This window comes from Streptomyces ovatisporus, assembly GCF_042653885.1.
Lineage (GTDB): Bacteria > Actinomycetota > Actinomycetes > Streptomycetales > Streptomycetaceae > Streptomyces > Streptomyces ovatisporus.
This window is the reverse complement of sequence record NZ_JBHSFH010000004.1, coordinates 433900-459746: the sequence shown is the minus strand read 5'-3', so window position 1 is coordinate 459746 and position 25847 is coordinate 433900. Positions and strand designations below refer to the sequence as shown.

Annotated in this window: 16 protein-coding genes; 8 read left to right on the top strand and 8 right to left on the bottom strand. The window is 70.7% G+C overall.

What is annotated here, in order from left to right:
- Positions 1–210 precede the first annotated feature (210 nt).
- Positions 211–1563, top strand: a complete 1353-nt coding sequence (locus tag ACFPA8_RS06865) for an ABC transporter substrate-binding protein (protein ID WP_386443807.1) — start codon at positions 211–213, stop codon at positions 1561–1563.
- Between the two features lie 61 nt (positions 1564–1624).
- Here ACFPA8_RS06865 and manD read toward each other — a convergent pair whose 3' ends face one another.
- From manD to ACFPA8_RS06835, 6 genes are all read right to left on the bottom strand, one after another.
- Positions 1625–2866, bottom strand: a complete 1242-nt coding sequence (gene manD, locus ACFPA8_RS06860; RefSeq protein WP_386443804.1) for a D-mannonate dehydratase ManD — start codon at positions 2864–2866, stop codon at positions 1625–1627.
- A gap of 362 nt (positions 2867–3228) precedes the next feature.
- A complete protein-coding gene (locus ACFPA8_RS06855) occupies positions 3229–3762 on the bottom strand; it encodes a hypothetical protein (protein ID WP_386443801.1) in 534 nt (177 codons plus the stop codon).
- A 132-nt stretch (positions 3763–3894) separates the two neighbouring features.
- On the bottom strand, positions 3895–4401 hold the full coding sequence (locus tag ACFPA8_RS06850) for an ATP-binding protein (protein ID WP_386443798.1): 507 nt from the start codon (positions 4399–4401) through the stop codon (positions 3895–3897).
- A 325-nt stretch (positions 4402–4726) separates the two neighbouring features.
- Positions 4727–5494 (bottom strand): enoyl-CoA hydratase/isomerase family protein, encoded by a 768-nt coding sequence (locus ACFPA8_RS06845; protein ID WP_386443795.1) that lies wholly within the window; start codon positions 5492–5494, stop codon positions 4727–4729.
- Positions 5495–5624: 130 nt separating this feature from the next.
- Entirely contained in the window at positions 5625–6917 is a 1293-nt protein-coding gene (locus tag ACFPA8_RS06840) for a L,D-transpeptidase (protein ID WP_386443792.1), read from the bottom strand.
- 307 nt (positions 6918–7224) lie between these two features.
- Positions 7225–8457: a L,D-transpeptidase gene (locus ACFPA8_RS06835; RefSeq protein ID WP_386443789.1), complete on the bottom strand. Its 1233-nt coding sequence runs from the start codon at positions 8455–8457 to the stop codon at positions 7225–7227.
- A gap of 548 nt (positions 8458–9005) precedes the next feature.
- Here ACFPA8_RS06835 and ACFPA8_RS06830 point away from each other — a divergent pair.
- From ACFPA8_RS06830 to glgB, 7 genes are all read left to right on the top strand, one after another.
- A complete protein-coding gene (locus ACFPA8_RS06830; RefSeq protein WP_386444685.1) occupies positions 9006–11036 on the top strand; it encodes an ABC transporter ATP-binding protein in 2031 nt (676 codons plus the stop codon).
- A gap of 17 nt (positions 11037–11053) precedes the next feature.
- Positions 11054–13054 (top strand): ABC transporter ATP-binding protein, encoded by a 2001-nt coding sequence (locus ACFPA8_RS06825; RefSeq protein ID WP_386443786.1) that lies wholly within the window; start codon positions 11054–11056, stop codon positions 13052–13054.
- Between the two features lie 303 nt (positions 13055–13357).
- The gene (locus tag ACFPA8_RS06820; protein ID WP_386443783.1) at positions 13358–14971 is read left to right on the top strand and encodes a M4 family metallopeptidase; all 1614 of its coding nucleotides are present in this window, start codon (positions 13358–13360) and stop codon (positions 14969–14971) included.
- 618 nt (positions 14972–15589) lie between these two features.
- Positions 15590–16879 carry a cytochrome P450 gene (locus tag ACFPA8_RS06815; RefSeq protein ID WP_386443780.1) on the top strand — a complete coding sequence of 430 codons (1290 nt, stop codon included), beginning with the start codon at positions 15590–15592 and terminating at the stop codon, positions 16877–16879.
- Complete coding sequence (locus tag ACFPA8_RS06810) at positions 16876–18165, top strand: cytochrome P450 family protein (protein ID WP_386443777.1); 1290 nt, start codon at positions 16876–16878, stop codon at positions 18163–18165. Before ACFPA8_RS06815 ends, ACFPA8_RS06810 begins: the two co-directional genes overlap by 4 nt.
- Before the next feature lie 212 nt (positions 18166–18377).
- Positions 18378–20390 carry a maltotransferase domain-containing protein gene (locus ACFPA8_RS06805; RefSeq protein WP_386443775.1) on the top strand — a complete coding sequence of 671 codons (2013 nt, stop codon included), beginning with the start codon at positions 18378–18380 and terminating at the stop codon, positions 20388–20390.
- 628 nt (positions 20391–21018) lie between these two features.
- Positions 21019–23382 carry a 1,4-alpha-glucan-branching protein gene (gene glgB, locus ACFPA8_RS06800; protein WP_417801318.1) on the top strand — a complete coding sequence of 788 codons (2364 nt, stop codon included), beginning with the start codon at positions 21019–21021 and terminating at the stop codon, positions 23380–23382.
- A gap of 27 nt (positions 23383–23409) precedes the next feature.
- Here glgB and ACFPA8_RS06795 read toward each other — a convergent pair whose 3' ends face one another.
- Positions 23410–24225 carry a BPL-N domain-containing protein gene (locus tag ACFPA8_RS06795; protein WP_386443770.1) on the bottom strand — a complete coding sequence of 272 codons (816 nt, stop codon included), beginning with the start codon at positions 24223–24225 and terminating at the stop codon, positions 23410–23412.
- 101 nt (positions 24226–24326) lie between these two features.
- Positions 24327–25733 (bottom strand): cation:dicarboxylate symporter family transporter, encoded by a 1407-nt coding sequence (locus ACFPA8_RS06790; RefSeq protein ID WP_386443767.1) that lies wholly within the window; start codon positions 25731–25733, stop codon positions 24327–24329.
- Positions 25734–25847 lie beyond the last annotated feature (114 nt).

Below are 25847 nucleotides of genomic sequence, written 5' to 3'. Positions count from 1 at the left end.
TCAGCGCCGTCAGGGAGTTGTACACAGGTCGGAGCGGAGGCGAAGCAGTCCGGAGCGGGCAGAAGCAGGCACGATTGAGGGCGATCCGGGCCAGATCACGCCGCGTTCGGGCTTGTAGAACTCTCCGCACGGCCTGGCATCCCGCACCCGGGCAGCCGCCGGACGCCCTCGCGGGACCGCGGAACGATCACGACGAGGAGAGCGGTGGATATGTCCTTACTCGGAGGAAGAGCAGCACGGAGCGCGGCGGCGGCCGTCGTCCTCGCCGGCCTGCTCACCGCGTGCGGCCTGGACGACGACTCCCCTGACGAGAGAGTCATCCGGGTCCTGATGGTCGACAACCCGCAGATGCTGGAGCTGGAGAAGCTCACCGCCCGGTACTTCACGAAGAAGACCGGCATCGAGGTCGACTTCACACCGCTGCCCGAGAACGAGGTACGGAAGCACATATACAGGGACTTCGCGAACCAGTCCGGCCGCTACGACGTCGCCACCGTCAGCAACTACGAGACGCGGACCTACGCCGACCGAGGCTGGCTGAAACCGCTCGACTCGTACATCGCCCGGGACCGTGCCTTCAACCAGTCCGACATCCTGCTCCCGCTGCAGCTCTCCCTCAGCGGCAGGGACGGCAAGCTCTACGCAGAACCGTTCTACGGCGAATCCTCCTTCCTGATGTACCGCAAGGACGTCTTCGCACAGCTGGGCCTGAAGATGCCCGCCGACCCCACCTGGCAGGACGTCGCCGAACTGGCCGAGAAGGCCGACCGCCCGGAGACGGGCATGACCGGCATCTGCCTGCGTGGGCTTCCCGGCTGGGGTGAGATGACCGCCCCGTTCACCACGGTCGTGAACACCTTCGGCGGCACCTGGTTCGACGAACGCTGGAACGCCCGGCTGACGTCCCCCGGATTCAGGGAGGCCGCGGAGTTCTACGTCGGTCTCGTACGCCGGTACGGGGAGCCGGACGCGTCCCGTACCGGCTACGCCGACTGCCTGAGCAACATGAAACGCGGCAAGTCCGCCATGTGGTACGACGCGACCGCCGGCGCCGGTTCCCTGGAGGCCGACACCTCACCCGTCAAGGGCAAGATGGGGTACGTACCGGCTCCCGTCGAGAAGACCCGCTCCTCGGGCTGGCTCTACACCTGGGCATGGGGCATCCAGAAGTCCTCGGAGAAGTCCGACGACGCGTGGAAGTTCATCTCGTGGGCCTCCAGCAAGGAGTACGAGGCGCTGGTCGGCCGGGAGTTCGGCTGGGCCAACGTGCCCGCGGGCAAGCGCCGGTCGACGTTCGACAGGCCCGAGTACAAGAAGGCCGCGGGCGCGTTCGACGAGGAGACCGAGAAGGCCATCAGCAACGCCGATCCGCGCGACCCCGGGGTGCAGGAACGTCCCGCACCCGGCATCCAGTTCGTCGGCGTTCCCGAGTTCACGACGCTGGGGGACAAAGTGTCCGAGGAGCTGAGCGCGGCGATCGCGGGCGAGCAGAGTGTCGGGGCCGCGCTGCGCAAGGGGCAGCGGGAGGCGGAGAAGGTCGGCGCCGAGTACAGGAAGCGCTGAACTCCCCTCCGCTCGACCGCAGTCGGCCGCCCCGACTGGTGAACCGGGCCCGACGCCCGGTTCACCAGTCGTGGACGGTGCCGTCCGCAAGCCGGTTCACGGGCAGGTACGCCGGCTCGTACGGGAAGCGGCCCGCGGCGTCCAGGTCGAGGTCGACTCCCAGGCCGGGGGCGTCGGACGGATGCAGCAGGCCCTCGTCGAAGGTCCAGGAGGTGCGGAAGACCTCCAGGGACTCCGGCGAGTGGCGCATGTACTCCTGGATGCCGAAGTTGTGCACCGCCAGGTCGAGATGCAGCTGCGCCGCCATGCCGACGGGGGAGATGTCCGTCGGGCCGTGCATGCCGGAGCGGACCCCGTACACGGCGGCGAGGTCCAGCAGTTTCTTCATGGCGGTGACGCCCCCGGTGTGGGTGACCGCGGAGCGTACGTAGTCGATCAGCCGCTCCGCGAGCAGCGTGGTGTAGTCGTGCACCGAGTTGAAGACCTCGCCGATGGCCAGCGGCGTCGTGGTGTGCTGACGGATCAGCCGCAGCGCCGCCTGGTCCTCGCCCGGAGTCGCGTCCTCCAGCCAGAACAGGTCGTACGGTTCGAGGGACTTGCCCAGCTTCGCCGCCTGGATCGGCGTCATCCGGTGGTGCCCGTCGTGCAGCAGCGGCAGCTCCGGCCCGAACTCCTCGCGCACGGCCTCGAAGACGCTCGGCACATGGCGCAGGTACGCACGGGTGTCCCACGTCTCCTCCACCGGCAGGACCGGGCCGCCCGCCGTGCGGCGCGCGGGCTCGTAGTCGTAGCGCTCGCCGGAGCCGGCGGCGGAGGCCGCCACCCCGTAGACCGAGTCGAGCCCGGGAATGCCCGTCTGCACGCGGATGGCGCGGTAACCGTCCGCCAGGTGCGCCCGGACGGAGTCGAGGAGTTCGGGGACGTCGCGGCCCGATGCGTGTCCGTATGCGAGCGCACCGCGCCGGCTCGCGCCGCCCAGCAGCTGGTAGAGCGGCATCCCGGCCGCCTTGGCCTTGATGTCCCACAGCGCGGTGTCGACGGCGGCGATCGCAGCCATGGTGACGGGGCCGCGCCGCCAGTACGCGCCGCGGTAGAGGTACTGCCAGGTGTCCTCGATGTTCCGGGCGTCCCGCCCGGTCAGCAGCGGCGCCACATGGTCGCGGAGATAGGAGGCGACGGCCAGTTCCCGGCCGTTGAGAGTGGCGTCGCCCAGACCGGTGAGCCCGTCGGCGGTCACCACGCGCAGCGTGACGAAGTTGCGTCCCGGGCTGGTGACGACGGTCTCCGCGGACTCGATCCTCATGTGGAGCTGCTCCTCTCCTCTTCGCAGGCCGCCGGCTCCGCAGGTGCGCGGCCGCCCGGCTCCCCGCTGCCGTTTCGGCGGGGCGACGACGCCGTACGGGGCGACTCCACCTCGCCGGGCGTCCCACCGTCCAGGTCGTCGAGTGTGCCGGTCGTCGCCGGGCTCCGCCGTCAACGCGCCGCGTGCCGGCTGACGGAACCGACTACCGCCGTGCGTCCTCGTGCGTCACCCGGCCGGTGCGCTCGGACAACCACCCGGACGGGAGCGGCCGGAGCGCCCGCTGCGGCCTGACGGACGGCTGCGGGCGCCGGGCGTCCTGGCGGCCGCCGTGCCGGAACGGCAGTGGCGGAAGGCCGCTGCCGCTACCTCTTCGGTGTCAGCTTCGCCACGGCGCTGTCGTCGTCGATCAAGCTGAAATCGATGATGACCTTGTCCGTCTCGAGCCTGCCCACCGCCCTGCCGAGCCGGCCGTTGCACTCGCCACCCGTGCAGCTGGTCGAGGAGAGGGACGAACCGCGTGTCTGCATCGAGGCGGAGCCGGTGGTGAAGACCGTCCGCCAGGAGACGACTCCCTTTCTGATCTGCTCGACGGTGAACTGCTGGATGCCGTACGAAGCCTGGGGCCGCAGCACGTCGCCCGCGGTGACCAATACCTCGCACTGCGCGTCGCGGCAGGCGCCCGTGTCCTTGCCGTCGGCCGCCGGCGAGGACGGCGAACTCCCCGCCTCCGACGAGTCGTCCTTGCCGCCCGCGGTCCTGCCCGTCCCGTTCGCGGACTTCTCGTTCCCGGTTCCGCTGCCGGACTCCCCGCCGCATCCCGTGAGAAGGGCGAGAGTCAGCAACGTCGTGCAAAGGAGCGGCCGCTTCGCTCTCGCGTACCGGTACTGCACAGTCATCCGTCCCCGTATCTCTGTCTGGCACAGCGCTGCCCCCGGTGGCGCCGCGCGCCGGTAACTCGCGTTCAGCGGCGCACAGTAGCACTCTCGGAAGGCACTACCCGGGTGGTCGTACACAAAGGTGACAGGACGTCAGGGAGTGGTGATCCTCATCTCGAACCACGTCGTCTTCCCGCGCGGAAGCAGGTCGACCCCCCAGCGGTCGGAGAGCGTGTCGACGAGGAACAGCCCCCGTCCGCTGGTGTCGAGGCCGTGCACAGGCAGGAGGCAGGGCAGGCCGCGGGAGGGGTCGCGCACCTCGACGCGGATCCAGCCGCGGCGTCTCATCATCCGCAGCCCGAAGACGTGCGCGCCGGTGTGACGTACGGCGTTGCCGACGAGTTCGGACACCAGCAGTACGGCGTCGTCGACGAGGGCGCCGGGAAGGCCCCAGTGCGACTCCGTCACGGTGCGGGCCATCTCGCGCGCGCAACGGGCGGATTCGGGGCGGTTGGGCAGCCGCACCTCTTCGATCGTCGGGTCACCGACGAGATCGAGGACGCTGTTCGCAAAGTCGTCGTTCGTCGGTTCACCCGGGACTTCTGGCACTCGCTCGGTCACGCTCGCCACTTCTCCCTGTCCCGCCATGGCCACCATCATGGCGGGAGCTGGGGAGTCGTGGGGCTGTTACCTCAGATTCCCAATTGCGGAACCAACTCCTCCGGGGCATCGGCCACTTGACGTCGCGCCACCTTCCCCGGCGGACCAGAACCTCGGCGACCAGCGACGACACGCAAGCCGGCATGATCACGACGGGCCGGCGGAGGCGGCGTGTCCCGTGCCCGGCCGAGTTTCTGTCCATTCCCCCACAAGGTGGGGCGCACGCGGGAGGGGACGTGCGCACCCACTCGCTGGTGTAAGGAGTGCTTCTGCGGGTAGCCCCGCCTCGCCCGGACGGAAGGACGCCGGCCGAAGCCCCGGAAGGTCAGCGGAACTTGGCCTTGCCCGGGCCCTCCTCGACGAAGCTGCGCATGCCCGTCGCCCGGTCCTCCGTGGCGAACAGTCCGGCGAACCAGTTCCGTTCGACGGCGAGACCCGTGTCGATGTCCGTCTCCAGACCCACATCGACGGACTCCTTGGCGGCACGCAGCGCCATCGCCGGTCCGGCCGCCAGCTGCGCCGCCCACGCCGCCGCCTGGGCGTAGACCTCCTCGTCCGGCACGACCCGGTCGACGAGCCCCATCTGCAGCGCCTCCGGCGCCTTGACCTGACGCCCGGTGAAGATGAGGTCCTTGGCCTTGGCGGGTCCCACCAGGCGGGAGAGCCGCTGGGTGCCGCCCGCACCGGGGATCAGACCGAGCAGGATCTCCGGCTGGCCGAGCTTCGCCCGCTCACCGGCGATGCGGATGTCCGCGCAGAGCGCCAACTCGCAGCCGCCGCCCAGTGCGTAGCCGGTGACGGCGGCCACGACGGGCTTGGGGATACGGGCCACAGCGGTGAAGGAGTCCTGCAGGCCCTTGGACCGCGACACCATGGCCGCATGGTCCATGGCCTGCATCTCCTTGATGTCCGCCCCCGCCGCGAAGACCTTCTCCCCGCCGTAGACGACCACGGCTCGTACGTCCTCGCGTACGGACACCTCCTCGGCGAGCTCACGCAGCCGGTCCTGGGTGGCGACGTCCAGGGCGTTCATCGGGGGACGGTCCAGGCGGATCGTGCCGACGCCTTCGGCGACTTCGAGATTCACAGTCATGGGGGAAGGTTAACGGCCGTTACGCGTGCGGCCCCCGGTGCCGTTCCTCACAGCACCGGGGGCCGGTGACCCTCGTGGCGCCACCGCGGGCGGGCGGGGCAGGTAGGGTCGGGTCGGGTCGGGGCAGAACCTAGTCCTGCTCCGCCTTCCACTCGTCCCAGTCCATGTTCCAGCCGTTGAGGCCGTTGTCGGGCTGGATCGTCTTGTCCTTGGAGTTCTTGATCTCCACGACGTCGCCGACGATCGACTCGTTGAAGAACCAGGCGCCGGGCGTCCCCTTGTCGCCGCCGCCCTTCTTGTCGAACAGTCCGACGCAGCCGTGGCTGCCGTTCGTCGAGCCGAATGCGGACTGCGGCAGCCAGTAGTTGCCGTGGATGAAGGTGCCGGAGGTGGACAGGCGCATGGCGTGCGGCACGTCCTTGATGTCGTACCCGCCGTTGTCCTCGTCGCGTCCGAAGCCGACGGTGCGGCCGTCCATCCGCGTCACCTTGTGGCGCTCGCTGATCACCATGCGGCCGTTGTAGGTGGGGTTCTCCGGGCTGCCGGAGGTGATGTCCACCTTCTTGATCTCCTTGCCGTCCCGGGTGACGGTCATCTGCTTCTTCTTCGCGTCCACGACACTGACCTGGCTGCGCCCGATCTCGAAGTTCACGGACTTGTCCTGGGTGCCGTAGACGCCGTCGAAGCCCTCCACACCGTCCAGGTTCAGATCGAGTTCGACCTTCGTGCCGGCCTTCCAGTACTCCTCCGGACGGAAGTCCAGGCGGCTGTCGCCGAACCAGTGGCCCTCGACCTCGACCCCGGGGTCGGCGGTCACGGATATCGCCTTCTCGACAGCCTTACGGTCCTTGATCGCGTGATTGAAGTTGATCGAGACGGGCATCCCCACGCCCACCTTGTCGCCGTCCTCCGGTGTGAAGCGGCCTATGAACGTGCTGTCGGGCTTGAGGGTGGTGAAGCGTGCGCGCTTCGTCTTCTCCCGCCCCTCGGAGTCCTTCGCGAGCGCCTCGACGGAGTACTTGGTGTCGGTGGCCAGGTGGGTGGCCGGCAGCCAGGAGGTGCCCCGCTCCGCGATCCTGCCCTTGATCTCGTTGCCGTCGGAGTCCTCGACCCGGACCTTCACGAGCTTGCCCTTGGACGCCTCGATCTTCAGCGCCCCGTCGGTCCCCACACCGTCCGCGCCGTCCTTGGGGGATATGTCGAGAACCGCCTGCGAGGGCTTGTCGCTGTCGTCCTTGCCCGCACCCTGCTCGCCCGACCCGCTGCCCGCACCCCCGCAGGTGGTGAGGGTCAGCAGCAGCACCACGGCGAGCACCACCAGTCCTACTGCCGACCCGCCTATGAGCTGGGCCCTGCTGTCCCCCCGTATCGCCTCCGGGTTCAGCTTTTCCTTGACGTCCTTGGCGACGGCCTTCAGATCCACAGCGGGCTACTCCCCTCGCACGGCTGCTCGCGCACCACTCGGCGTGCACCCCCGACGCGAAATACAACTCTCCGCCGCTAGATAATCACACCGTGCTGGCGAGGGGATCCCCGCGATTGTCACTGTTCCGTCGCGATTTCCCGTGCACCCCCATGATCTTGACGGACCGCAGCGTCCGGGCGGCCGCCGGCGTTCCGCGAGGCCGGTGCCGACAGTGCAGGCCACGTCGGGTGCCGGTCCGGCTGCCGATCCAGCTGCCGATCCGACGGCTGGACCGACGGCCGGACCGATGGTGCCGGTCCAGCCGTCAGTCCAGCGCGGACCCGGCAGTCCACTCCCGCCACTGCATGTTCCAGCCGCTGAGGCCGTTGCCGGGCGCGACCGTACGCTCACCGGAGTTCCTGACCGTGACCACGTCCCCGACCAGCGAGCTGCGGTAGAAGGCCCCCGCGGCGCTGCGCGGGTCCCCGCCCTTCTTGTCGTGCAGCCCGATGCATCCGTGACTGACGTTGGCCCTGCCGAAAGTGCGCCTGGGAGCCCAGTAGTTGCCGTGCAGAAAGGTGCCGCTCTCGGTGAGCCGCATCGCGTGCGGTACGTCCTCGATGTCGTACTCGCCGCCGAAGCCGACGGTCCGGGCGTTCATGCGCGTCACGTCGAACTTCTCGCTGATGACCATGTGGCCCTCGTACGTGCGGTTCTTCGACGATCCCGCTGTGACGGGCACCCGGCTCACCACTGCGCCGTCCCGCTGCACCGTCATCATGTGGCGGCCGGCGTCCACGACTGTGCGCTGGTCTCGCCCGACGGTGAAATGGACGCGCTTGCGCTGCACCCCGTACACGGACGGTGCCACCCGCACGCCCCGCAGCCGCAGATCGAGGGTGACGCGGGTGCCCGGTTTCCAGAACTCCGCCGGGCGGAAGTCGAGTCGGGAGTTGCCGAACCAGTGCGGCGCGACACGCACCGAAGGCTTCGCGGTGACACGGACGGCACGCTCGACAGCGGCCCGCTCCTCGATCGGACGGTTGAACTTGATCGAGAGGATCATGCCCGTGCCGACGGTCTGCCGGTGCTCGGGCGTGAAGAAGCCGATGACGCGGCGGGGCTGCGGCTTGGTGGTGAACGTGGTGTGACGTGCCGAGCGTCGGCCGTCGGCGTCCTCGGCGACCACGTCGACGGCGTACTTGCTGCCGAGTTTCAGCCGGCGGTGGGACGCCTGGGGCAGCCAGGTGCGGCCGTCGGCCGAGACGCGGCCGGGCAGTCCGTGCCGGGCGCCCTTGCTCCGCAGCGTGACCCGCACCCGCTTCAGCGTGCCGTCCACCACCGACACCCGGAGCTTCTCGCCCGCCTCCACGCGCTTGGCGCCGTCGGCGGGCGTCACCTTGATGACCTGCGCGGGAGTACGCGTCTCGACGAACGTGCCGCAGCCCGACACCAGAGCGCCCAGTGCACCCAGCAGACCGAACGCGCATGCGCGCAGCCCGCCTCTCCACACCGATGCCGTGTTGCCTGACCGCACCGCCCGCCCCACCCGTTCCATGTCCGCACTCCCCGTGAAGTTCGTCCGTAAGGAGACCAACGACCCGCCGCCGCATGGGAAACGAATCGCTCACGCGGGTGCGCGAGAGGCCCCTGTGCCGGAAGCATCGCGTGTGGACGGCCGCCGGGCGAGGACCGACTCGGCCGCGACAAAAAGCAGGTGAAGGACATGAGCGCCCGACCGTAGTCTCACCTTCGATGACTGCCGGTGACGGGACGAGGGTGCGTCGTTTGGATCTTCGTGGGTCGGCGAGCGGCGTCCGGTGCGTCCAGATGCCAGGCGGAGGATCGCCCTCGTACTGGGCGTACTCGGGCGGCTCCGACAACGCAGCAGATGGGCGGGCCGGGCGTCGCGAGCCCGCGAAGATCCAAACGACGTGCCCTAGCTGTGCGGAAACCGCGGACGGCACGAGCGGCGGAACGGTGAGCGGCACGGGGGACGGCGTGGGCGGCACAGGGGACGGTGCGGGTGCAGAGGACCGCGGGGGCACAGGGGACGGTGCGGGTGCAGAGGACCGCGGCGGCACAGGGCAGGGCAACAGGTCCACGGTGCGTTCGCTGCTGCGCCTGTGGCCGTACGTCCGGCCCGTGCGGGCACGGTTGTCCGCAGCCGCGTTCGTGGCGATCCTCGGCTCCTGCACCGGCCTGGTCGTCCCGCTCGTACTGAAGTGGCTCGTCGACGGCCCCGTGGCGGAGCGGGACACCGCCGGTGTGTGGCTGGGCGGGGCACTCCTGCTGGCTGTCGGCGTGCTGGAGGCCGCGCTCTTCGGACTGCGGCGGTGGCTGAACGCCCGTCCGCTGGCGGGCGTGGAGGCCGCGATGCGGGCCGACATATACGGCCGTCTTCAGCGGCTGCCCGTCGCCTTCCACGACCGGTGGCCGAGCGGGCAGTTGCTCTCCAGGGCCACGACGGACCTTCAGCTGCTGCGGATGTTCCTGGCCTTCGGGGTCACCTTCCTGCTGGTCAACAGCGTGACCGTGGTGGTGGGTTGCGTCGTGCTGCTCGCGCAGGAGTGGACGCTCGGGCTGGTCATCCTCGGTCCGGTCATTCCGCTGGTGATGCTGTGCACGGTCTTCGAGAAGCGCTACGCGCTCGCCGCCCGTAAGGCGCAGGACCAGATCGGGGATCTCACGACCGTCGTCGAGGAAGCCGTCCTGGGCATCCGCATCATCAAGGGATTCGGACGGCACCGCAGTCAGGCGCGGGCCTTCCGCGCACTCTCCGGACGGCTGCTCGACACGGAGCTGCGCAAGGCGCGCCTGCTGGCCGGGATCTGGGCGCTGATCATGACGCTGCCGGAGATCGCGATCGGTGCGGCACTGGTGCTCGGCACGGTGCAGGTGTCGGACGGAGAACTGTCGGCGGGCACCCTGGTCGCCTTCGTCTCCACGGCGCTGACCCTGCGCTGGCCCGTCGACTCCTTCGGTTTCCTGCTGGCGATGAGCAACGAGTCGGCGACGGCGACCGACCGCTTCTTCGAGGTCATGGACGAGCCGGTCCCGCCGGACGTGCTCCGCGAGGCGAGCGGCGAGGAGGGGCCGGGCCCCGCCGGGCGCGGGGACGGACTCCGGTTCGAGGGCGTCCGCTTCCGCTACCCCGACGCGCCTCCCGGCAGCCCGCCCGTCCTGGACGGAGTCGACCTGCACGTGCGCCCCGGCGAGACGATGGCGCTCGTCGGCGCGACGGGCAGCGGCAAGACGACCCTCACCGCACTCGTCCCGCGTCTGCACGAGACGACAGCCGGACGCATCACCCTCGACGGTGACGACATCGCCACCCTCGGCCGGGCCGAGCTGCGCTCCCGCGTGGCCGTGGCGTTCGAGGAACCGACTCTCTTCTCGGCGAGCGTCGCGGAGAACGTGCTGATGGGGGCGGGCAGTTCGGCCCCTGCTGAGGACGCGGGCGTGCCGGAGCCGCGGGCGGCGGGGACGTACGGCGCGGCGGGAGCTCCCGGCGGCGGGTCCCCGCACGCCGGGCGTCCCGAGGAGCGGGCCGACCTCCGGGGCGCGCTGCGCGTCTCGCAGGCGGCGGAGTTCGTCGGTGCCCTGCCGCACGGCGCGGACACCCAGGTCGGGGAGCAGGGCCTGAGCCTCTCCGGCGGGCAGCGGCAACGGCTCGCCCTCGCCCGTGCGGTGGTGGGGCAGCCGGCCTTCCTCGTGCTGGACGATCCGCTCTCCGCTCTCGACGTGCACACGGAGGCGGCCGTGGAGGCCGCGCTGCGTCAGGTGCTGGCGACGACCACCGCTCTCGTCGTCGCGCACCGGCCGTCGACCGTGCAGCTCGCGGACCGCGTGGCGCTGCTGTCGGGAGGACGCGTCACCGCTGTGGGGACGCACCACGAACTGCTGGAGCGCAGCGCCGAGTACCGGCATCTGATGACGGGCGAGCGTACGGCGGGCATGACCGGCGGGGACGGCATGAACGGCGGGGACGGAAGGTCCGGCGGGGACGGAAGGTCCGGCGGGGGCCGCGAGAACGGCGGGGCCGGCGACGGAACCGGCGACGGAACCGGGGGTGGCGAGCTCGGCGGCGGCCTCGGCGCCGGCGACCGGAACAGGTGTGAGGGGGAGCCGAGTTGACGGGCACACTGCGGCCGGTGGAACGCGAAGAGGACCCGGAGGAGGGGAACGCCGCAGCATCGGCCGGACGCCGACCGCACGGCCCGGGAGCCCCGGACACCCCGGACGCACCGGACGGCGGGAGCGGACCGGACGGCGGAGGGAAGCGCGGGCAGGCACGTGCGGAGGACGGCGCGGGCGGCGAGGCGGCCACCGGTCCCCCACAGCCCCCCGAGGCGGACGTCTTCGACAGCGACGTCCTTCCCGCACCGCCGCACGCCGCACGCTCCCTCCTCGCCTCCCTGCTGCGTCCCCGCCGCCGGCGAGTGGCGGTGGCGGCGCTCCTGCTGCTGCTCCAGCAGGCCGCCGTGCAGGCCGGCCCGCTCCTCGTCGCCTTCGCGATCGACCACGCCGTCCCCGCGCTGCGCCGGGGCGAGAGCGGTCCGCTCGTCGCCGTGGGCGTCGCGTATCTCGGCTGTGCGCTCGCCTCCGGACGGCTCCAGTTCGCGTTCATCGTGGCCGCGGCCCGCGTGAACCAGCGGGTGCTGATGGAGCTGAGGGGCCGGATCTACCGTCACGCCCAGGCGCTCGACGTCGACTTCCACGACCGCTACACCTCGGGCCGTCTCATCTCACGCTCCACCACCGACGTCGAGGCGCTTCGCGAACTCCTCGACGAGGGGCTTCAGGAGCTCATGGCCGTCGTGCTCTCCGTCATCTACATCCTGGGGATGCTGCTCTGGCTGGACATCGGGCTGGGAACCGCCGCCGTCGCGAGCTTCGTGCCGCTGGCGCTGCTCGTACGCGACTTCCAGCGCCGCTCCGTTCGCGTGTACCGGAACAAGTCGACGGCCATGGCTTCCGTCATCGTCAAGTTCGCCGAGACCGTCAACGGCATCCGCCCGGTCCAGTCCTTCCGCCGTGAGCGTGCGAACGACGAGTCGTTCGCACGGCTCAACGGAGTGCACCGGCAGGCCAACGGCGACGCTCTGCTGGAGATGGCGCGCTACGTCGTCCTCTCCCGGTTCACCGCGAACGCCGCGCTCGCCGCCATGGTGCTGTGGGGTGCCCACCGCGTCGCCTCCGGCGAGCTCGCGCTCGGCGTGCTCGCCGCGTCCGCGCTGTATCTGCGCCGGCTCTACGACCCGATCGACCGGCTCGGGATGTTCCTCAACTCCTGGCAGTCCGCGGCGGCTTCGCTCGAGAAGATCGCAGGTCTCCTGGCCCAGCGGCCGGCCGTGCCGGAACCGGCCGCACCCCGCGGGCTTCCTGCCCGCCGCAGCGGCGGGCAGGGACGTGAAGTCGTCTTCGACCGGGTGGCCTTCGGCTACCGCACGGGCGGCGAAGTGCTTCCCGCCTTCGATCTGACGCTGCCCGCCGGGCAGACCGTAGCCGTCGTCGGCGCCACGGGCGCGGGCAAGTCCACCCTCGCCAAGCTCCTCGCCCGCTTCTACGATCCCACCCGCGGGCACGTCCTCCTCGACGGCGTGGACCTGCGCGATCTGGACGCCGCCGAGCTGCGCCGCAGCGTCGTGATGGTCACCCAGGAGGCCTTCCTCTTCTCCGGCACCGTGGCGGAGAACATCGCCATCGGCCGTCCCGACGCGACGCGTTCGGAGATCGAGAAGGCGGCGAAGGCCCTCGGCGCCCACGACTTCGTCGTCTCGCTGCCCGATGGCTACGACACCGACGTACGCAAGCGCGGCGGCCGCATCTCCGCGGGGCAGCGGCAGTTGGTGGCGTTCGCGCGTGCGCTGCTCGCCGACCCCGCGGTGCTCATCCTGGACGAGGCGACCTCTTCGCTGGACGTACCGGGAGAACGCGCCGTGCAGCAGGCGATGCTGACGGTTCTGCGAGGGCGCACGGCCGTGGTGGTGGCGCACCGGCTCTCCACGGTCCTGGTCGCCGACCGGGTCCTCGTGATGGAGGAGGGGCGGATCGTGGAGGACGGACCGCCGGCGGAACTCATCGCCGGAAACGGCAGGTTCGCCGGTCTGCACGAGGCGTGGCGTGAAAGTCTCGTGCAGGGAGTGCCGTAGGGGGCCACCGTGACCGCCACAGGTTTGGACCACCTCGCGGGCACGCGACCTGGGGAAGTACCAATTCCCAGGTCAGGTACGTCCGTTATCCGGAGACGGGCTTCGACTCAGCGGACAAAGTTCTGGTCAAGCTGTGAACACTCTCTGCCCGAAACGGTGACATGCACACGTGCTCGATGGCAGGCTGCTCTTGTTACTCGCGCGTTCGAGTGACGCACGCCTATTCGTAACCCAAGTTCCACAGTTCTGCCCGGGCGGCAGCCGACGCAGCCGTCCGGCCCCCACGGCAGAAGGAGCCACTCCGTGAAGTCCCTCACCAAGCAGCAGCGGATATCCGCGTTCGCAGCAACCGCCGCACTCCTCGTGGCGGGTATCACCGCGGGTACCGCTACGGCCGGTTCGTCCGCCGAGGACTCCGGCATGCGTGCCGGTGCCACGGCCATGAAGCTGTCCGCGGCCCAGAAGACCGCTCTCATCAAGAAGGCCGACACCGCCAAGGTGAAGGCCGCCGACGCCAAGGCCCTCGGCCTGGGCTCCAAGGAGGAGCTGCGCGTCAAGGACGTCGTCAAGAACAAGGACGGCGCCACGCACGTCCGTTACGCGCGCACCTTCGACGGCATGCCCGTCCTCGGCGGCGACCTCGTCGTGCACAAGTCGAAGTCCGGTGAGCACACCGGCGTCACCAAGGGCACCAAGGCCGACGTCGCCGTGTCCACCAAGGGTGTGAAGGCCTCCGCGAAGCCGGCCACGCCGAAGGCCAAGGGCAGCAAGGCCCCGCGCCAGGTCGTCTTCGCGCTCGAGGGCAAGCCGGTGCTGGCCTGGGAGACGGTCGAGGGCGGCACGCAGAAGTCCGGCGCCCCGAACCAGCTGCACGTCATCACGGACGCGAAGACCGGCAAGAAGATTTTCGAGTTCCAGGGCATCCACGAGGCGGACGGCACCGGCGCCAGCATGTACAGCGGCGAGGTCCAGCTCACCACGGACGGCGCGGACGGCAAGTTCACGCTGAGCGACGCCTCCAGGGGCGGCAGCAAGACCACGAACCTGGAGAACGGCGAGAGCGGTGACGGCAAGGACTTCACCGACGAGGACAACAAGTGGGGCACCGGCAAGCCCGAGGACGCCCAGACCGCGGCTGTGGACGCGCACTACGGCGCCATGCAGACCTGGGACTTCTTCAAGGACGTCTTCAAGCGCGAAGGCATCGCCGGTGACGGCAAGGGTGCGCCCAGCCGCGTCCACTACGGCGACAACTACGTCAACGCCTTCTGGGACGACAGCTGCTTCTGCATGACCTACGGCGACGGCGAGGGCAACAAGGCCCCGCTCACCTCGCTCGACGTCGCGGCCCACGAGATGTCGCACGGCGTCACCTCCACGACCGCGGGTCTGGTCTACGCGGGCGAGTCCGGCGGCCTGAACGAGGCCACCTCCGACATCTTCGCGGCGGCGACCGAGTTCCACGCCCCGGAGAACAAGGAGGACGTCGCCGACTTCCTCGTCGGCGAGGAGATCGACATCAACGGTGACGGCACGCCGCTCCGTTACATGGACAAGCCGAGCAAGGACGGCAACTCGCTCGACGAGTGGAGCGACCAGGCCGGTGACGTGGACGTGCACTACTCGTCCGGCATCGCCAACCACTGGTTCTTCCTGATGTCCATGGGCAGCGGCAAGTCCGAGAAGAACGGCGTCGAGTACGACTCGCCGACCTCCGACGGCTCCACCATCGAGGGCATCGGCATCACCAAGGCCCAGGAGATCTGGTTCAAGGCGCTGACCGAGAACATGACCGAGAACACGGACTACAAGGCGGCCCGTGAGGCGACCGTCAAGGCGTCCAACGACCTCTTCGGCGCCGACAGCGCCGAGACCAAGGCGGTCGAGGCCGCCTGGACGGCCGTCGCCGTCAAGTGACCGGATGACCGCCGCACGGTAGCCGGGGGTCCACACAGCTCCCGGTCTGCCTGAGGCACCGTCGCACACCGACGGGGCGGGCGTCGCGCGCGAACCAGCGCTGCGGCACCCGCCCCGTCGGTGTGTCGTCACGCTCTCGTACCGCCGGCGCCCGCACGCCCGGCAGTCCGCGCTCCGGGTGGCGTGCCGTCCCGCGGTACGCGCCGGCCCGCACATCCGGCACGAGTCCGACACATCTGGCGCCCGACGCCCCCGAAGTGGATGCCCAGGTGAATGGACCTGCTCCCGCTCTCGACCCGCTCCGCACTCAGCTCTAAGCTTCTGGTGCCCAGGGGGGCAGGCGGGACGGCAGGGTCATCTGTGCGTCCGGCGGCGCGACTTCGCAGGCGCTGAAGTAGCGCGCCAGGCAGCAAATGCGGAGGTGAACGGAGAGCAAGGGTCGGGCCCGACCGGGCCCAGGGCACGCTCGCCCCTGGTGCGGACGAGCGTGACGGCGCACACGCGGTGGGTTCCTGACCAGCTCCCTCACGCCGCGTCGCTGGAACCGTACTCCGGTCACGCTGTTCCAGTTCCCGCGTACGCAATAGGTCGCGATCCCCCACATGGAAGGTTTGTGTCGTGACGGCGTATCAAGACGCCCTCGGCGCGGGGAGCACCCCGCCGCCCCAGTGCCCCGCGCACTCCGACGCCGTACCGCTGTTCGGCCCCCGCTTCGAGACGGCCCCGACCGAGCTGTACCGCGAGATGCGGCGCGACCACGGTCCCGTCGTACCGGTGGTGCTGCCCGCCGGCATCCCGGCCTGGCTCGTCATCGGGTACCAGGAGATGTACCAGGTCACGAGCGACTCGGCGGCCTTCCCCCGCGACTCGGGCCTGTGGAACCAGTGGGACAACCTTCCCGAGGACTGGCCGCTGCGGCCGATGATCGGCGAGCGGCGCCCGTCCATCTACTACACCGTCGGGGACGAGCACAGGCGGCACCTCGAGATGGTGCAGAGCGCCATGGAGAACATCAGTCCCCTCGAACTGAACAAGCACTGCGAGGAGTTGGCCGACCGGCTGCTCGACGGCTTCTGCTCTCGCGGCGAGGCGGACATCATCACCGAGTACGCCAAGCCGCTGCCCCTCCTGGTGCTCGCCCGCATCCTCGGCTTCACCGACGAGGAGTCGCCCGTCCTCAGCAAGGCGATGAGCGCCCTGGCCGACGGCGGTGCAGACGCGCTGGAGGGCTTCACGACGTTCGGCAGAATGATGAACGAGCTGGTGGCGGCCAAGCGGGCCCAGCCCGGCCCGGACGTCACCTCCTGGATGATGGCCTACCCGGAGCCGTTCACCGACGAGGAGTACGCGCTGGACCTGATGGCGATCACCGCCGCAGGCCACCTCCCGACCTCCGACTGGATCGGCAACTCGGTCCGTCTGATGCTGACCGACGACCGGTTCGCCGCCTCGCTGACCGGCGGCCGTCGCAGCATCCCCGAGGCCATGAACGAGGTGCTCTGGGAGGAGACGCCCACCCAGATCCTTCCCGGACGCTGGGCGGCCTGGGACTCATGGCTCGCCGGACAGCACATCCGCGCCGGTGACCTGCTGCTCCTCGGCCTCGCCGGCGCCAACGCCGACCCCAAGGTGCACGTCACCTCGGAGGGGGCGGACACCGGCCTGCGGGGCGGCAACAGTGCCCACTTCGCCTTCAGCCACGGCGAGTTCCAGTGCCCGTTCCAGGCGCAGGAGATCGCCGAGACCATCGTCAGGGTCGGCATCGAAGTCCTCCTCGACAGGCTGCCGGAGATCGACCTCACCGTTCCCCCCGAGTCCCTGACCAGGCGGCCCTCCGCGTTCCAGCAGGGGGTGACGGCCCTGCCTGTGCACTTCTCCCCCACCCCTCCCATCAAAGGCACACGATGAGCGCTCCCACACCCCCCTCACCGGCGCACCATGAGCAGGCCGGGGCCGCGCCGAGCGGTGCCCCGGCCGCGCAGTGCCCGATCGTCATCGACCCCATGGTGCGGAACCTGGACGAGGAGACGCGCCGGCTCCGTGAGTCCGGCCCGCTCGTCCGCATCGAACTGATGGGCGTCCCGGCCTGGTCCGTCACCCGCCATGCCGAGGCGCGCCGCCTGCTGACGGACCCGCGTCTGGTGAAGGACATCAACCAGTGGACGCTGTACCGGACGGGCGAAGTGACCGAGGAATGGCCGCTGATCGGCATGATCGACGCGGGCCGTTCGATGTTCACCGTGGACGGCGCAGAGCACCGGCGGCTGCGTACGAAGACCGCGCAGGCCATCACCCCGCGACGCCTCGAAGCCATGCGTCCGGTCATCGAGAGGATCACCCACCGGCTGCTGGACGAGCTGGCCGGCAAGGGCGCCTACGACGCGGTGGATCTGAAGTCCGTGTTCGCGCTGCCGCTGCCGATGTCGGTGATCAGCGAGCTGATGGGCGTGGACCCCGCTCTGCATCCGCGGCTGCACACCCTCTACAAGGCGTTCTTCTCGATGCTGACCCCGCAGGACGAGCGGCTCGCGGTCATCGACGAACTCGACGGCATCTTCACGGACATGGTCAGGGCCCGGACAGCCGAACCCTCCGACGATCTGACCAGTGCGCTCATCCTCGCGGACCAGGGCGGCGAACCCCTCACCGAGGAGGAGGTCGTCGGCAACCTGAAGGCGATGGTCGCGGCAGGGCACGAGACGACGATCGGCCTGATCCTCAACGCCGTACGGGCGCTGCTCACCCACCCCGACCAGCTGCGCATGGTCCTGGACGGAGAAGTCGGCTGGGACGCCGTCATCGAGGAGACGCTGCGCTGGGACACCCCCTCGACGCATCTGCTGATGCGTTTCGCCACCGAGGACGTCGAGGTGGGCGAGGGCGTCGTCCGCAAGGGCGAGGGCCTGGTCGTCTCCTATCGCGCCATCGGCCGCGACACCGATCAACACGGCCCCGACGCGGACGAGTTCGACGTCGCCCGCCCCTCGCCGAACCGTCACATGACGTTCGGTCACGGACCGCACATCTGCCCCGGCGCGGCCCTGTCCCGGCTGGAGGCGGGCATCGCCCTCCCGGCGCTCTTCTCCCGCTTCCCGGACCTGCAACTGGCCGTACCGGTCGGGGAGATCCTCAACCAGCCGGTGCTCACGCAGAACGACCTCCAGTCGTTCCCGGTGAGGCTGCACCGCGACTGAGCCGACGGCGGACACGCGTGGCCGGGCTCGCCGGTTCGGCGTGCGGCCCGGCCGCCCGTCGCCACGTGTCCGTCCGTTCAGGCCCGGCCGGGTGAACGCGGCCCCCAACGCCCATGTCTGCAACGGGGAAGCAGCAGGCGGAACAGATAGAACAGGCGGAGTCTGCGATCCACGCAGGCCGCCCATCTTCCGCAATGCACCCAGGTGAAGACATGATCGGTCGCATCCCCGTCCTCGACGTCCGGCCTCTCGTCGACTGCGGACGCCATCCCGCCAAAGCCGTACCGGGCGAGTCCTTCCTCGTCTCGGCGACGGTCTTCCGCGAAGGCCCGGGCGTGATCGGCGCCAACGTCGTACTGCGGGACTCCACCGGCCGCTGCGGCCCCTGGACTCCCATGCGCGAGCTGGAACCCGGCACCGACCGCTGGGGAGCAGAGATCACACCCGACCGGGAGGGGAGATGGACCTACGCCGTGGAGGCGTGGGCCGACCCGATCGCGACCTGGCGGGACCACGCCAGGATCAAGGTCCCGGCAGGCACCGACGCCGAGGAGACCCTGGAAGAGGGCGCCCTCCTGCACGAACGCGCGGCACGGCAGGTGCCGAGGAGCGCCGGCCGGGACACGCTGCTCGCCGCGGCCGGGGCACTGCGCGACGGCAACCGCCCCGTCGCCTCCCGCCTGTCCGCCGCTCTGACGCCGCAGGTACTGGCCGTTCTGGACCGCTGTCCGCTGCGTGAGCTCGTCACCGCCACACGTCCGATGGCGCTCCAGGTGGAGCGTGAGCGGGCCCGGTTCAGCTCCTGGTACGGCCTCTTCCCCCGCTCGGAGGGTGCGGTGCTCCCCGGGACGGAGGACGAACCGCCCGTCTCCGGTACGTTCCGCACGGCCGCCCGCCGGCTGGACGCCGTCGCGGAGATGGGCTTCGACGTCGTGTGCCTGCCGCCGGTGCATCCCATCGGCGAGACGTCCCGCAAGGGTCCCGGCAACGCGATGTCGGCGGGTCCGCACGGCGTGGGTTCCCCGTGGGCGGTCGGTTCGCCGGCCGGAGGGCACGAGGCCGTGCACCCGGACCTCGGGACCGCGGAGGACTTCGCGTACTTCGTGGAGCGTGCCCGTTCCCTCGGCATGGAGGTGGCCCTCGACTTCGCGCTTCAGTGCTCGCCGGACCATCCGTGGATCAAGGAGCACCCCGAGTGGTTCCCGCACGGCCCCGACGGCACGACCGTCCACGCCGGGGACCCGCCCCCCGTCCATCAGGACGTCCATCCGCTCTCCTTCGACCAGGGCCCCGACGCGTACGGGGCCCTGGTGCGTGAGACGGTGCGGCTGCTGCGCCTGTGGATGGCGCGCGGAGTGCGCATCTTCCGCATCGACGACGCGCACGCCAAGCCCGTGACCTTCTGGGAGAAGGTCGTCGGCGACATCAACCGCTCCGATCCGGACGTTCTCTTCCTCGCCGGTGCCTTCACCCGGCCCGCGGTGATGCGCACTCTCGCGAAGGCCGGCTTCCAGCAGTCCTGCACCCCCTTCACCTGGCGGAACAAGAAGCAGGAACTGACGCACCACCTCACGGAGTTGTCGGGCGAGACGGCCAACTACCTGCGGCCCAACTTCTTCGTCAACACCCCCGACGTCCTGAGCGCCTACCTCCAGGACGGCGGACGCCCCGCGTTCCTCACCCGCGCCGTGCTGGCCGCGACGCTCTCGCCCTCCTGGGGGCTCTACGCGGGTTACGAGTTGTGCGAAGCGACCGCGGCACGCCCCGGCAGCGAGGAGTACCTGCACTCGGAGAAGTACGAACTCCGCCCCCGTGACTGGGAGTCCGCGGAGGCAGCGGGGGAGTCCATCGCACCGCTCATCGGGAAGCTCAACATGCTGCGCCGCCGCCACCCGGCGCTGCAGCAGCTGCGCTCGCTCCGCTTCCACCACTGCGACAGCCCGGACGTCATCGCGTTCTCCAAGCACTGCGACCGGCCGCAGGCCGACACGATCGTCGTCGTGGTCAATCTCGACCCGCACAACACGCGTGAGACGACAGTCACGTTGGAGGAGGAGAGCCTGTCCGCGTTCGGTCTCCGCTCTGCGCAGGCCACCGGAGCCGAGACGTTCCCCGTACGCGACGAGCTCACCGGCGCCACCTTCCGCTGGGGCAGGGAGAACCACGTGCGTCTCGAAGTGGGGGGCGACTCCCCCGCTGCGCACATCTTCACGCTCCGGCCCTGAGAGGGCCGGAGAGGCGGCGCCGCCGCCGGCTCGGGGCTGCGGCCCCGGAACGCGGGGACGGGACGGCCCCCTGCTGCAGGTGGCCGTCCCTCTTCCCGTCCGCGGCCCCGGTCCCTCCTCGCGCCGGTCCGGTGCGCCACCGGTCCCGGGTCCGGTCCCGGTCCGGACCCGGTCCGGACCCGGGTGAAGATCCCCGACACGTCCCGGCACAGCCGGACAGACGCAGTCCTAATTCGGGACAATCTTCGTGGTTTCCATACCGTCGGGGAAAGGACGCCGGGCGCCATGTCGCGAAGGTCCCTCGCCCGCACCGCTCTTGAGGACCGGCCTGCACCTCCGCCCCGGACAGCACCCGGAGGACGCCCGGGACCGGCCGCAACCGATCTCCCCGATCTCCCCGACTGCGCTCGTCCCCGCACCGTGTCCGGGCCTGCCCGCCGGGCTGCTTGCCGCCCCGTCAACCGTCGAATGACGTCTACAGGAGGTTCCGACCGTGACCGTGCCTCAGTCACCCGACCGTCCAGGGCGATCGCAGCCCCCCGTCCCCGCCACCTTTCTGGCCGGTGACGGCGGCGGACCGAGCGGCGACCGCCTTTCGGGCCGGTCGCTGGGCGCCTTGACCGGCCCGATGGCGGTACCGGTGGGCCGCCCCGGCGGGACGCCGGTGAGACGCGGACCGTCCAGGAGGCGGCGAGGCACTCCCCCGGTGAACCCGCCGGGTACGCTGCCGCCGCTCCCCGCACATGCTCCCCCGACCCCCGCTCCGCACCGCGTGCGCACGAGCCGTTCCAGTGGGGCGGCGCGCTGGGCGGCGGCCGGGGGTGAGCCGTCGCCGGGCACGGCACCGGAATCGGTACGCCCCGCACCCGCGCTCCCCGCGGAGGACCGCCGGCAGCTCCTCGAAGGCACCCACCGCGATCCGCATTCCGTGCTCGGCGCGCGTACCGTGCCGGACGGCAGGGTCCGGTTCAGGACGTTCCAGCCCTCCGCGCGCTCCGTCACCGTCGTCGACGGTGACGGTGACGGTGACAGTGGCGGTGGCGGCCTGCGGGCGCGGCTGCACGACGAGGGGGACGGGCTCTTCGCAAGTGAAGTGGCCGTGCCCGCGGGCGAGTTCCCGGAGTACGAGTTGCTCGTCGCGTACGGGGGGACCACTGGCGGGGAAGCGTCCCGCGTCGCCGACCCGTACCGCTTCCCGCCCGCACTCGGCGAGTTGGACGCGCGGCTGACCGGCGAGGGACGGCACGGACAGCTGTGGCAGGCCCTCGGAGCGCGCACCATGACGCACCGCGGCGTGACGGGCACCCGGTTCACGGTGTGGGCGCCGGAGGTGCGCGGGGTCCGCATCGTCGGCGACTTCAACTGCTGGGACGGCAGGGCCACTTCGATGAGGGCGCTGGGGTCCTCGGGCGTGTGGGAGCTGTTCCTGCCGGGCGTCGGGGACGGCGACGTCTACAAGTTCGAGGCGGTGTGCGAGGACGGCTCGCGCGTCGTCTTCGGGGACCCGATGGCCAGGGCTGCCGAAGTGCCGCCCGGCGACGCCTCCGTGGTCCACACCTCCGCCCACAGGTGGCGCGACGGGGACTGGCTGGACCGGCGCAGCGCGGGACGGACGCAGGCCGCACCCGTGTCCGTCTACGAGGTGCATCTTCCCTCGTGGCGGCCTGGGCTGACCTGCCGCGAACTTGCGCAGCAACTGCCCGCTTACGTAAGGGACCTGGGGTTCACGCACGTCGAGCTGATGCCGTGCGCCGAGCCCCGCGCCACCGGCTCGCCGGGCCTCGGCGTCCAGGGCCTCTTCGCCCCGGACGCGCGGCTGGGCGACCCCGACGACCTCAAGTGCCTCGTCGACGCGCTGCACCGCGCCGGCGTCGGTGTGATCATGGACTGGGTGCATGCGTCTCCCGTCGCGCGGCCCCGGGGGGCCGCGCAGGCCCTGTTGCGCAACTTCCTGGTGAGCAGCGCCGTCTACTGGTGCGAGACGTTCCACCTCGACGGCATCCGCGTCGACGGCGTCGCCTCCCTGCTCGTACCCGGCTCCCCCGACCCCGGGGCGGTCTCGCTGCTGCAGGAGATGAACGCCCTCCTGCACCACCGGTGCCCCGGCCTGATGACCGTCGCGGAGGTGTCCACAGCCTGGGACGGCGTGACGCGGGCCACGCACCACGCGGGCGAGAGCGGATACGGCGGGCTCGGCTTCGACTTCACCTGGAACACGGGCTGGATGCGCGGTTCTCTGACGTACGTGGGCAGAGAACCCGGCCGGCGCTCCAGTCACCACGCGGAGCTGACCTCCTCCATGACCTCGGCCTATGCCGAGAACCACCTGCTGCCGGTACCGCACACCCAACTCACGTCCGGCAAGGGGCCGCTGGTCTCCAGGATGCCCGGCGACCGGTCGGAACGGTTCGCGAACCACCGGGCGTTCCTCGCCTTCATGTGGGCCCATCCCGGCAAGCAACTGCTCTTCATGGGAGAGGAGTTCGCCCAGACGACGGAGTGGTCGGAGACCCACGGCCCCGGCTGGTGGCTCCTCGACCCCTCGTCCCCCGCCGAGCCTCGCCACCGCGGCGTGCGCAATCTGGTGCGCGACCTCAACGAGGAGTACCTGCGCACCCCGGCGCTGTGGCAGCTCGACACGCAGCCGTCCGGGTTCGCCTGGATCCACGACGGTACGGGCGGACCGGACACGGAGAACGTCTTCGCGTTCCTCCGCTTCGACGGCGGCGGAGACCCGCTGATCGCCGTCTGCAACTTCTCGCCGGTGCCCCGCCCCGGGTACCGGCTGGGCGTGCCCGACGCCCATTCGGCCTGGACGGAGATCCTCAGCACCGACGACCCGCGCTACGGCGGCAGCGGCACGACCGACTCCGGGCCCCTGCCCGCGGAAACCGTTCGGGCACACGGGCGTCCGGCGTCGGTCACCCTCACGCTTCCGCCGCTGACGACCGTCTGGCTGCGTCCGCACGCGGGGGCTGCCTCCGGGCGGTGAGGCGACAGCGGGCGTCCGGCCGTCGGCTCAACGGCGGCCGGACGCCGCGGTCGTGACCTCGACGAGGTCGTGGCCGAGGTCGAGCCGAACGCCGTCGGGGTTGCTCAGCCCGGCTTCGTCGTACCAGGAACGGTCGGCCTCCGGGTGAGGCCCCGAGACCCCGACCCGTCCCTCGCCGAACGGAGCGACCAGGGCGGCGACGGTGCCGTTCCCGTAGGTCGCGAGCACGGTCGCGTCCGCGCCCTTCCGCAGATCGAAGTACGGACCGTCCTGGAAGTACATGTGCCGCTCGCGCCCCCTCCAGCGCACTGCGATCACCGTGTCGCGCGACGTACGGACGGAGGCGCCCGGCGTGGTCGTGTACGCGTCCGTGTCCCCCGGCAGCAGCCCGAACCCCGGATCGCTCCCCGCCAGATAACCGCCCATGCAGAACCCCAGGTAGCGGCCGCCTGCGCGGACCCACTCCCGCACGGCGCGGGCGCTGCCCCGCACCTCCGTCCACGCGCCGTCCACGTCGTCGGGTCCCCCGGCCTGGACGTAGACCTCCGCGTCGGCCAGGGAGTCCGCCGAGAGCGGGACGCGCTCCCGCGGCCCGCAGTACGTCACCGCGCACGGCCGCGGCGCGCCGCGCAGCAGGGCGGCGGCGGACTCGGCACAGCCGGGGCAGACGGCGGGACCGCGGTACACGAGGGCACGCGGGCGGCCCCGGCGTCTCCGTCCCGGACGCCGGGGGGCCGGGGCGGAGTCCGAGCAGGCGGCCAGCAGGGCCGCGGCGGCCGGCGCCGCGGCGGCGAGCAGCCGGCGGCGGTCGACGTTCCGTTCGCGGGGATACCGAGGGTCCACCCTCCGATCATGCGGCCGCGGCCGCACTCCCGCACGGGACGGGGGTGCGGCCGCGGCCGCGTGGTGTTCTCGTCGGACGAGCGGGGATCCGCGTCAGCCGGTCAGCTCCCCGGCTTCCGGGTGGAGACCTTCTCCGGTTCGCCGGCGGACTGCTCGGGGACCTTGGCGTCGGAGCCGTCCCCGGGGTGGTCGTCGTCGAGGAGAGTCGTCTCGTCGAAGGGCAGCTCACCGGCGAGCACCTGCCTGACCCGCCCCTGGTCGATCTCCTTGGTCCAGGTCCCGATGAGGACCGTGGCGACGGAGTTGCCCGCGAAGTTGGTGAGGGCGCGCGCCTCGCTCATGAAGCGGTCGATCCCGACGATCAGGCCGACTCCGTCGACCAGTTCGGGCCGGTGGGACTGGAGGCCGCCGGCAAGGGTCGCGAGCCCGGCCCCGGTGACACCCGCAGCGCCCTTGGAGGCGATGACCATGAAGATCAGCAGGGAGATCTGCTGGCCTACGGAGAGCGGGTCTCCCATCGCCTCGGCGATGAAGAGGGAGGCCATGGTCAGGTAGATGGCCGTCCCGTCCAGGTTGAAGGAGTACCCGGTGGGGACGGTGATGCCGACGACGGGCCTGCTGACGCCCATGTGCTCCATCTTCGCGATGAGGCGCGGCAGCGCGGACTCCGAGGAGGAGGTCGAGAGGATCAGCAGGAACTCCCGGCCCAGGTACTTCAGCAGCGCGAAGATGTTCACCCCGGAGACCGCCTGGAGCAGGATGCCCAGCACCACGAAGACGAAGATCGCGCAGGTCACGTAGAAGCCGATCATGATGACGGCGAGCGCCTTGAGGGCGTCCAGACCCGTCTCGCCGACCACGGCCGCGATGGCGCCGAACGCGCCGACGGGTGCGGCCCACATGACCATCGCGAGCACACGGAACACGAGCTTCTGGATGTGCCCGATGCCGCGCAGCACCGGCTCCCCCGCTCGTCCCATCGCCTGCAGTGCGAACCCGACGAGCAGGGCGACCATCAGCGTCTGCAGGACCTCGCCCTCGGTGAAGGCGGAGACCAGCGTGGTCGGGATGATGCCGAGCAGGAACTCGGTCGTGGTCTCGCTGCCGCCCGCCTCCGCGGCGCCGGCCTCCTTGGCCGCCTCGGTGAGCTGCAGGCCGCTGCCCGGGTCGAGCATGTTGCCGACGACCAGCCCGATCCCGAGCGCCACGGTCGACATCACCATGAAGTAGCCGAGGGCCAGTCCGCCGACGGCTCCGACCTTCGCGGCCTTACGGACCGACCCCACACCCAGCACGATGGTGCAGAAGATGACCGGGGAGATCATCATCTTGATGAGGTTGACGAAGCCTTCGCCCACGGGCTTGAGCTCCTTGGCCACACCGGGCGCGGCGAAGCCGACGATCACACCGAGCAGGACGGCGCCGATCACGGCCAGGTACAGGTACTTGGTGCGGTCCCGCTTCGTCCGGGCGGGCGGCTCCTGGTGCGGAGGTGGCTGCTGGGACACGTCGGGCTCCTCGTTTGCGTTTCCACTGCGGCTCTGACTCACTACGACCGGTTGTGAGCCGGTACAGGCCGGACGCAAGCCGGTGATGACCGGTTGTGGACCGGGCCTGAACGG

Coding starts and splice junctions, on each gene's coding strand:
- ACFPA8_RS06865 (WP_386443807.1), top strand. CDS start 211: ATGTCCTTACTCGGAGGAAGAGCAGCACGGAGCGCGGCGGCGGCCGTC.
- manD (WP_386443804.1), bottom strand. CDS start 2,866: ATGAGGATCGAGTCCGCGGAGACCGTCGTCACCAGCCCGGGACGCAAC.
- ACFPA8_RS06855 (WP_386443801.1), bottom strand. CDS start 3,762: ATGACTGTGCAGTACCGGTACGCGAGAGCGAAGCGGCCGCTCCTTTGC.
- ACFPA8_RS06850 (WP_386443798.1), bottom strand. CDS start 4,401: ATGATGGTGGCCATGGCGGGACAGGGAGAAGTGGCGAGCGTGACCGAG.
- ACFPA8_RS06845 (WP_386443795.1), bottom strand. CDS start 5,494: ATGACTGTGAATCTCGAAGTCGCCGAAGGCGTCGGCACGATCCGCCTG.
- ACFPA8_RS06835 (WP_386443789.1), bottom strand. CDS start 8,457: ATGGAACGGGTGGGGCGGGCGGTGCGGTCAGGCAACACGGCATCGGTG.
- ACFPA8_RS06810 (WP_386443777.1), top strand. CDS start 16,876: ATGAGCGCTCCCACACCCCCCTCACCGGCGCACCATGAGCAGGCCGGG.
- ACFPA8_RS06805 (WP_386443775.1), top strand. CDS start 18,378: ATGATCGGTCGCATCCCCGTCCTCGACGTCCGGCCTCTCGTCGACTGC.
- glgB (WP_417801318.1), top strand. CDS start 21,019: ATGGCGGTACCGGTGGGCCGCCCCGGCGGGACGCCGGTGAGACGCGGA.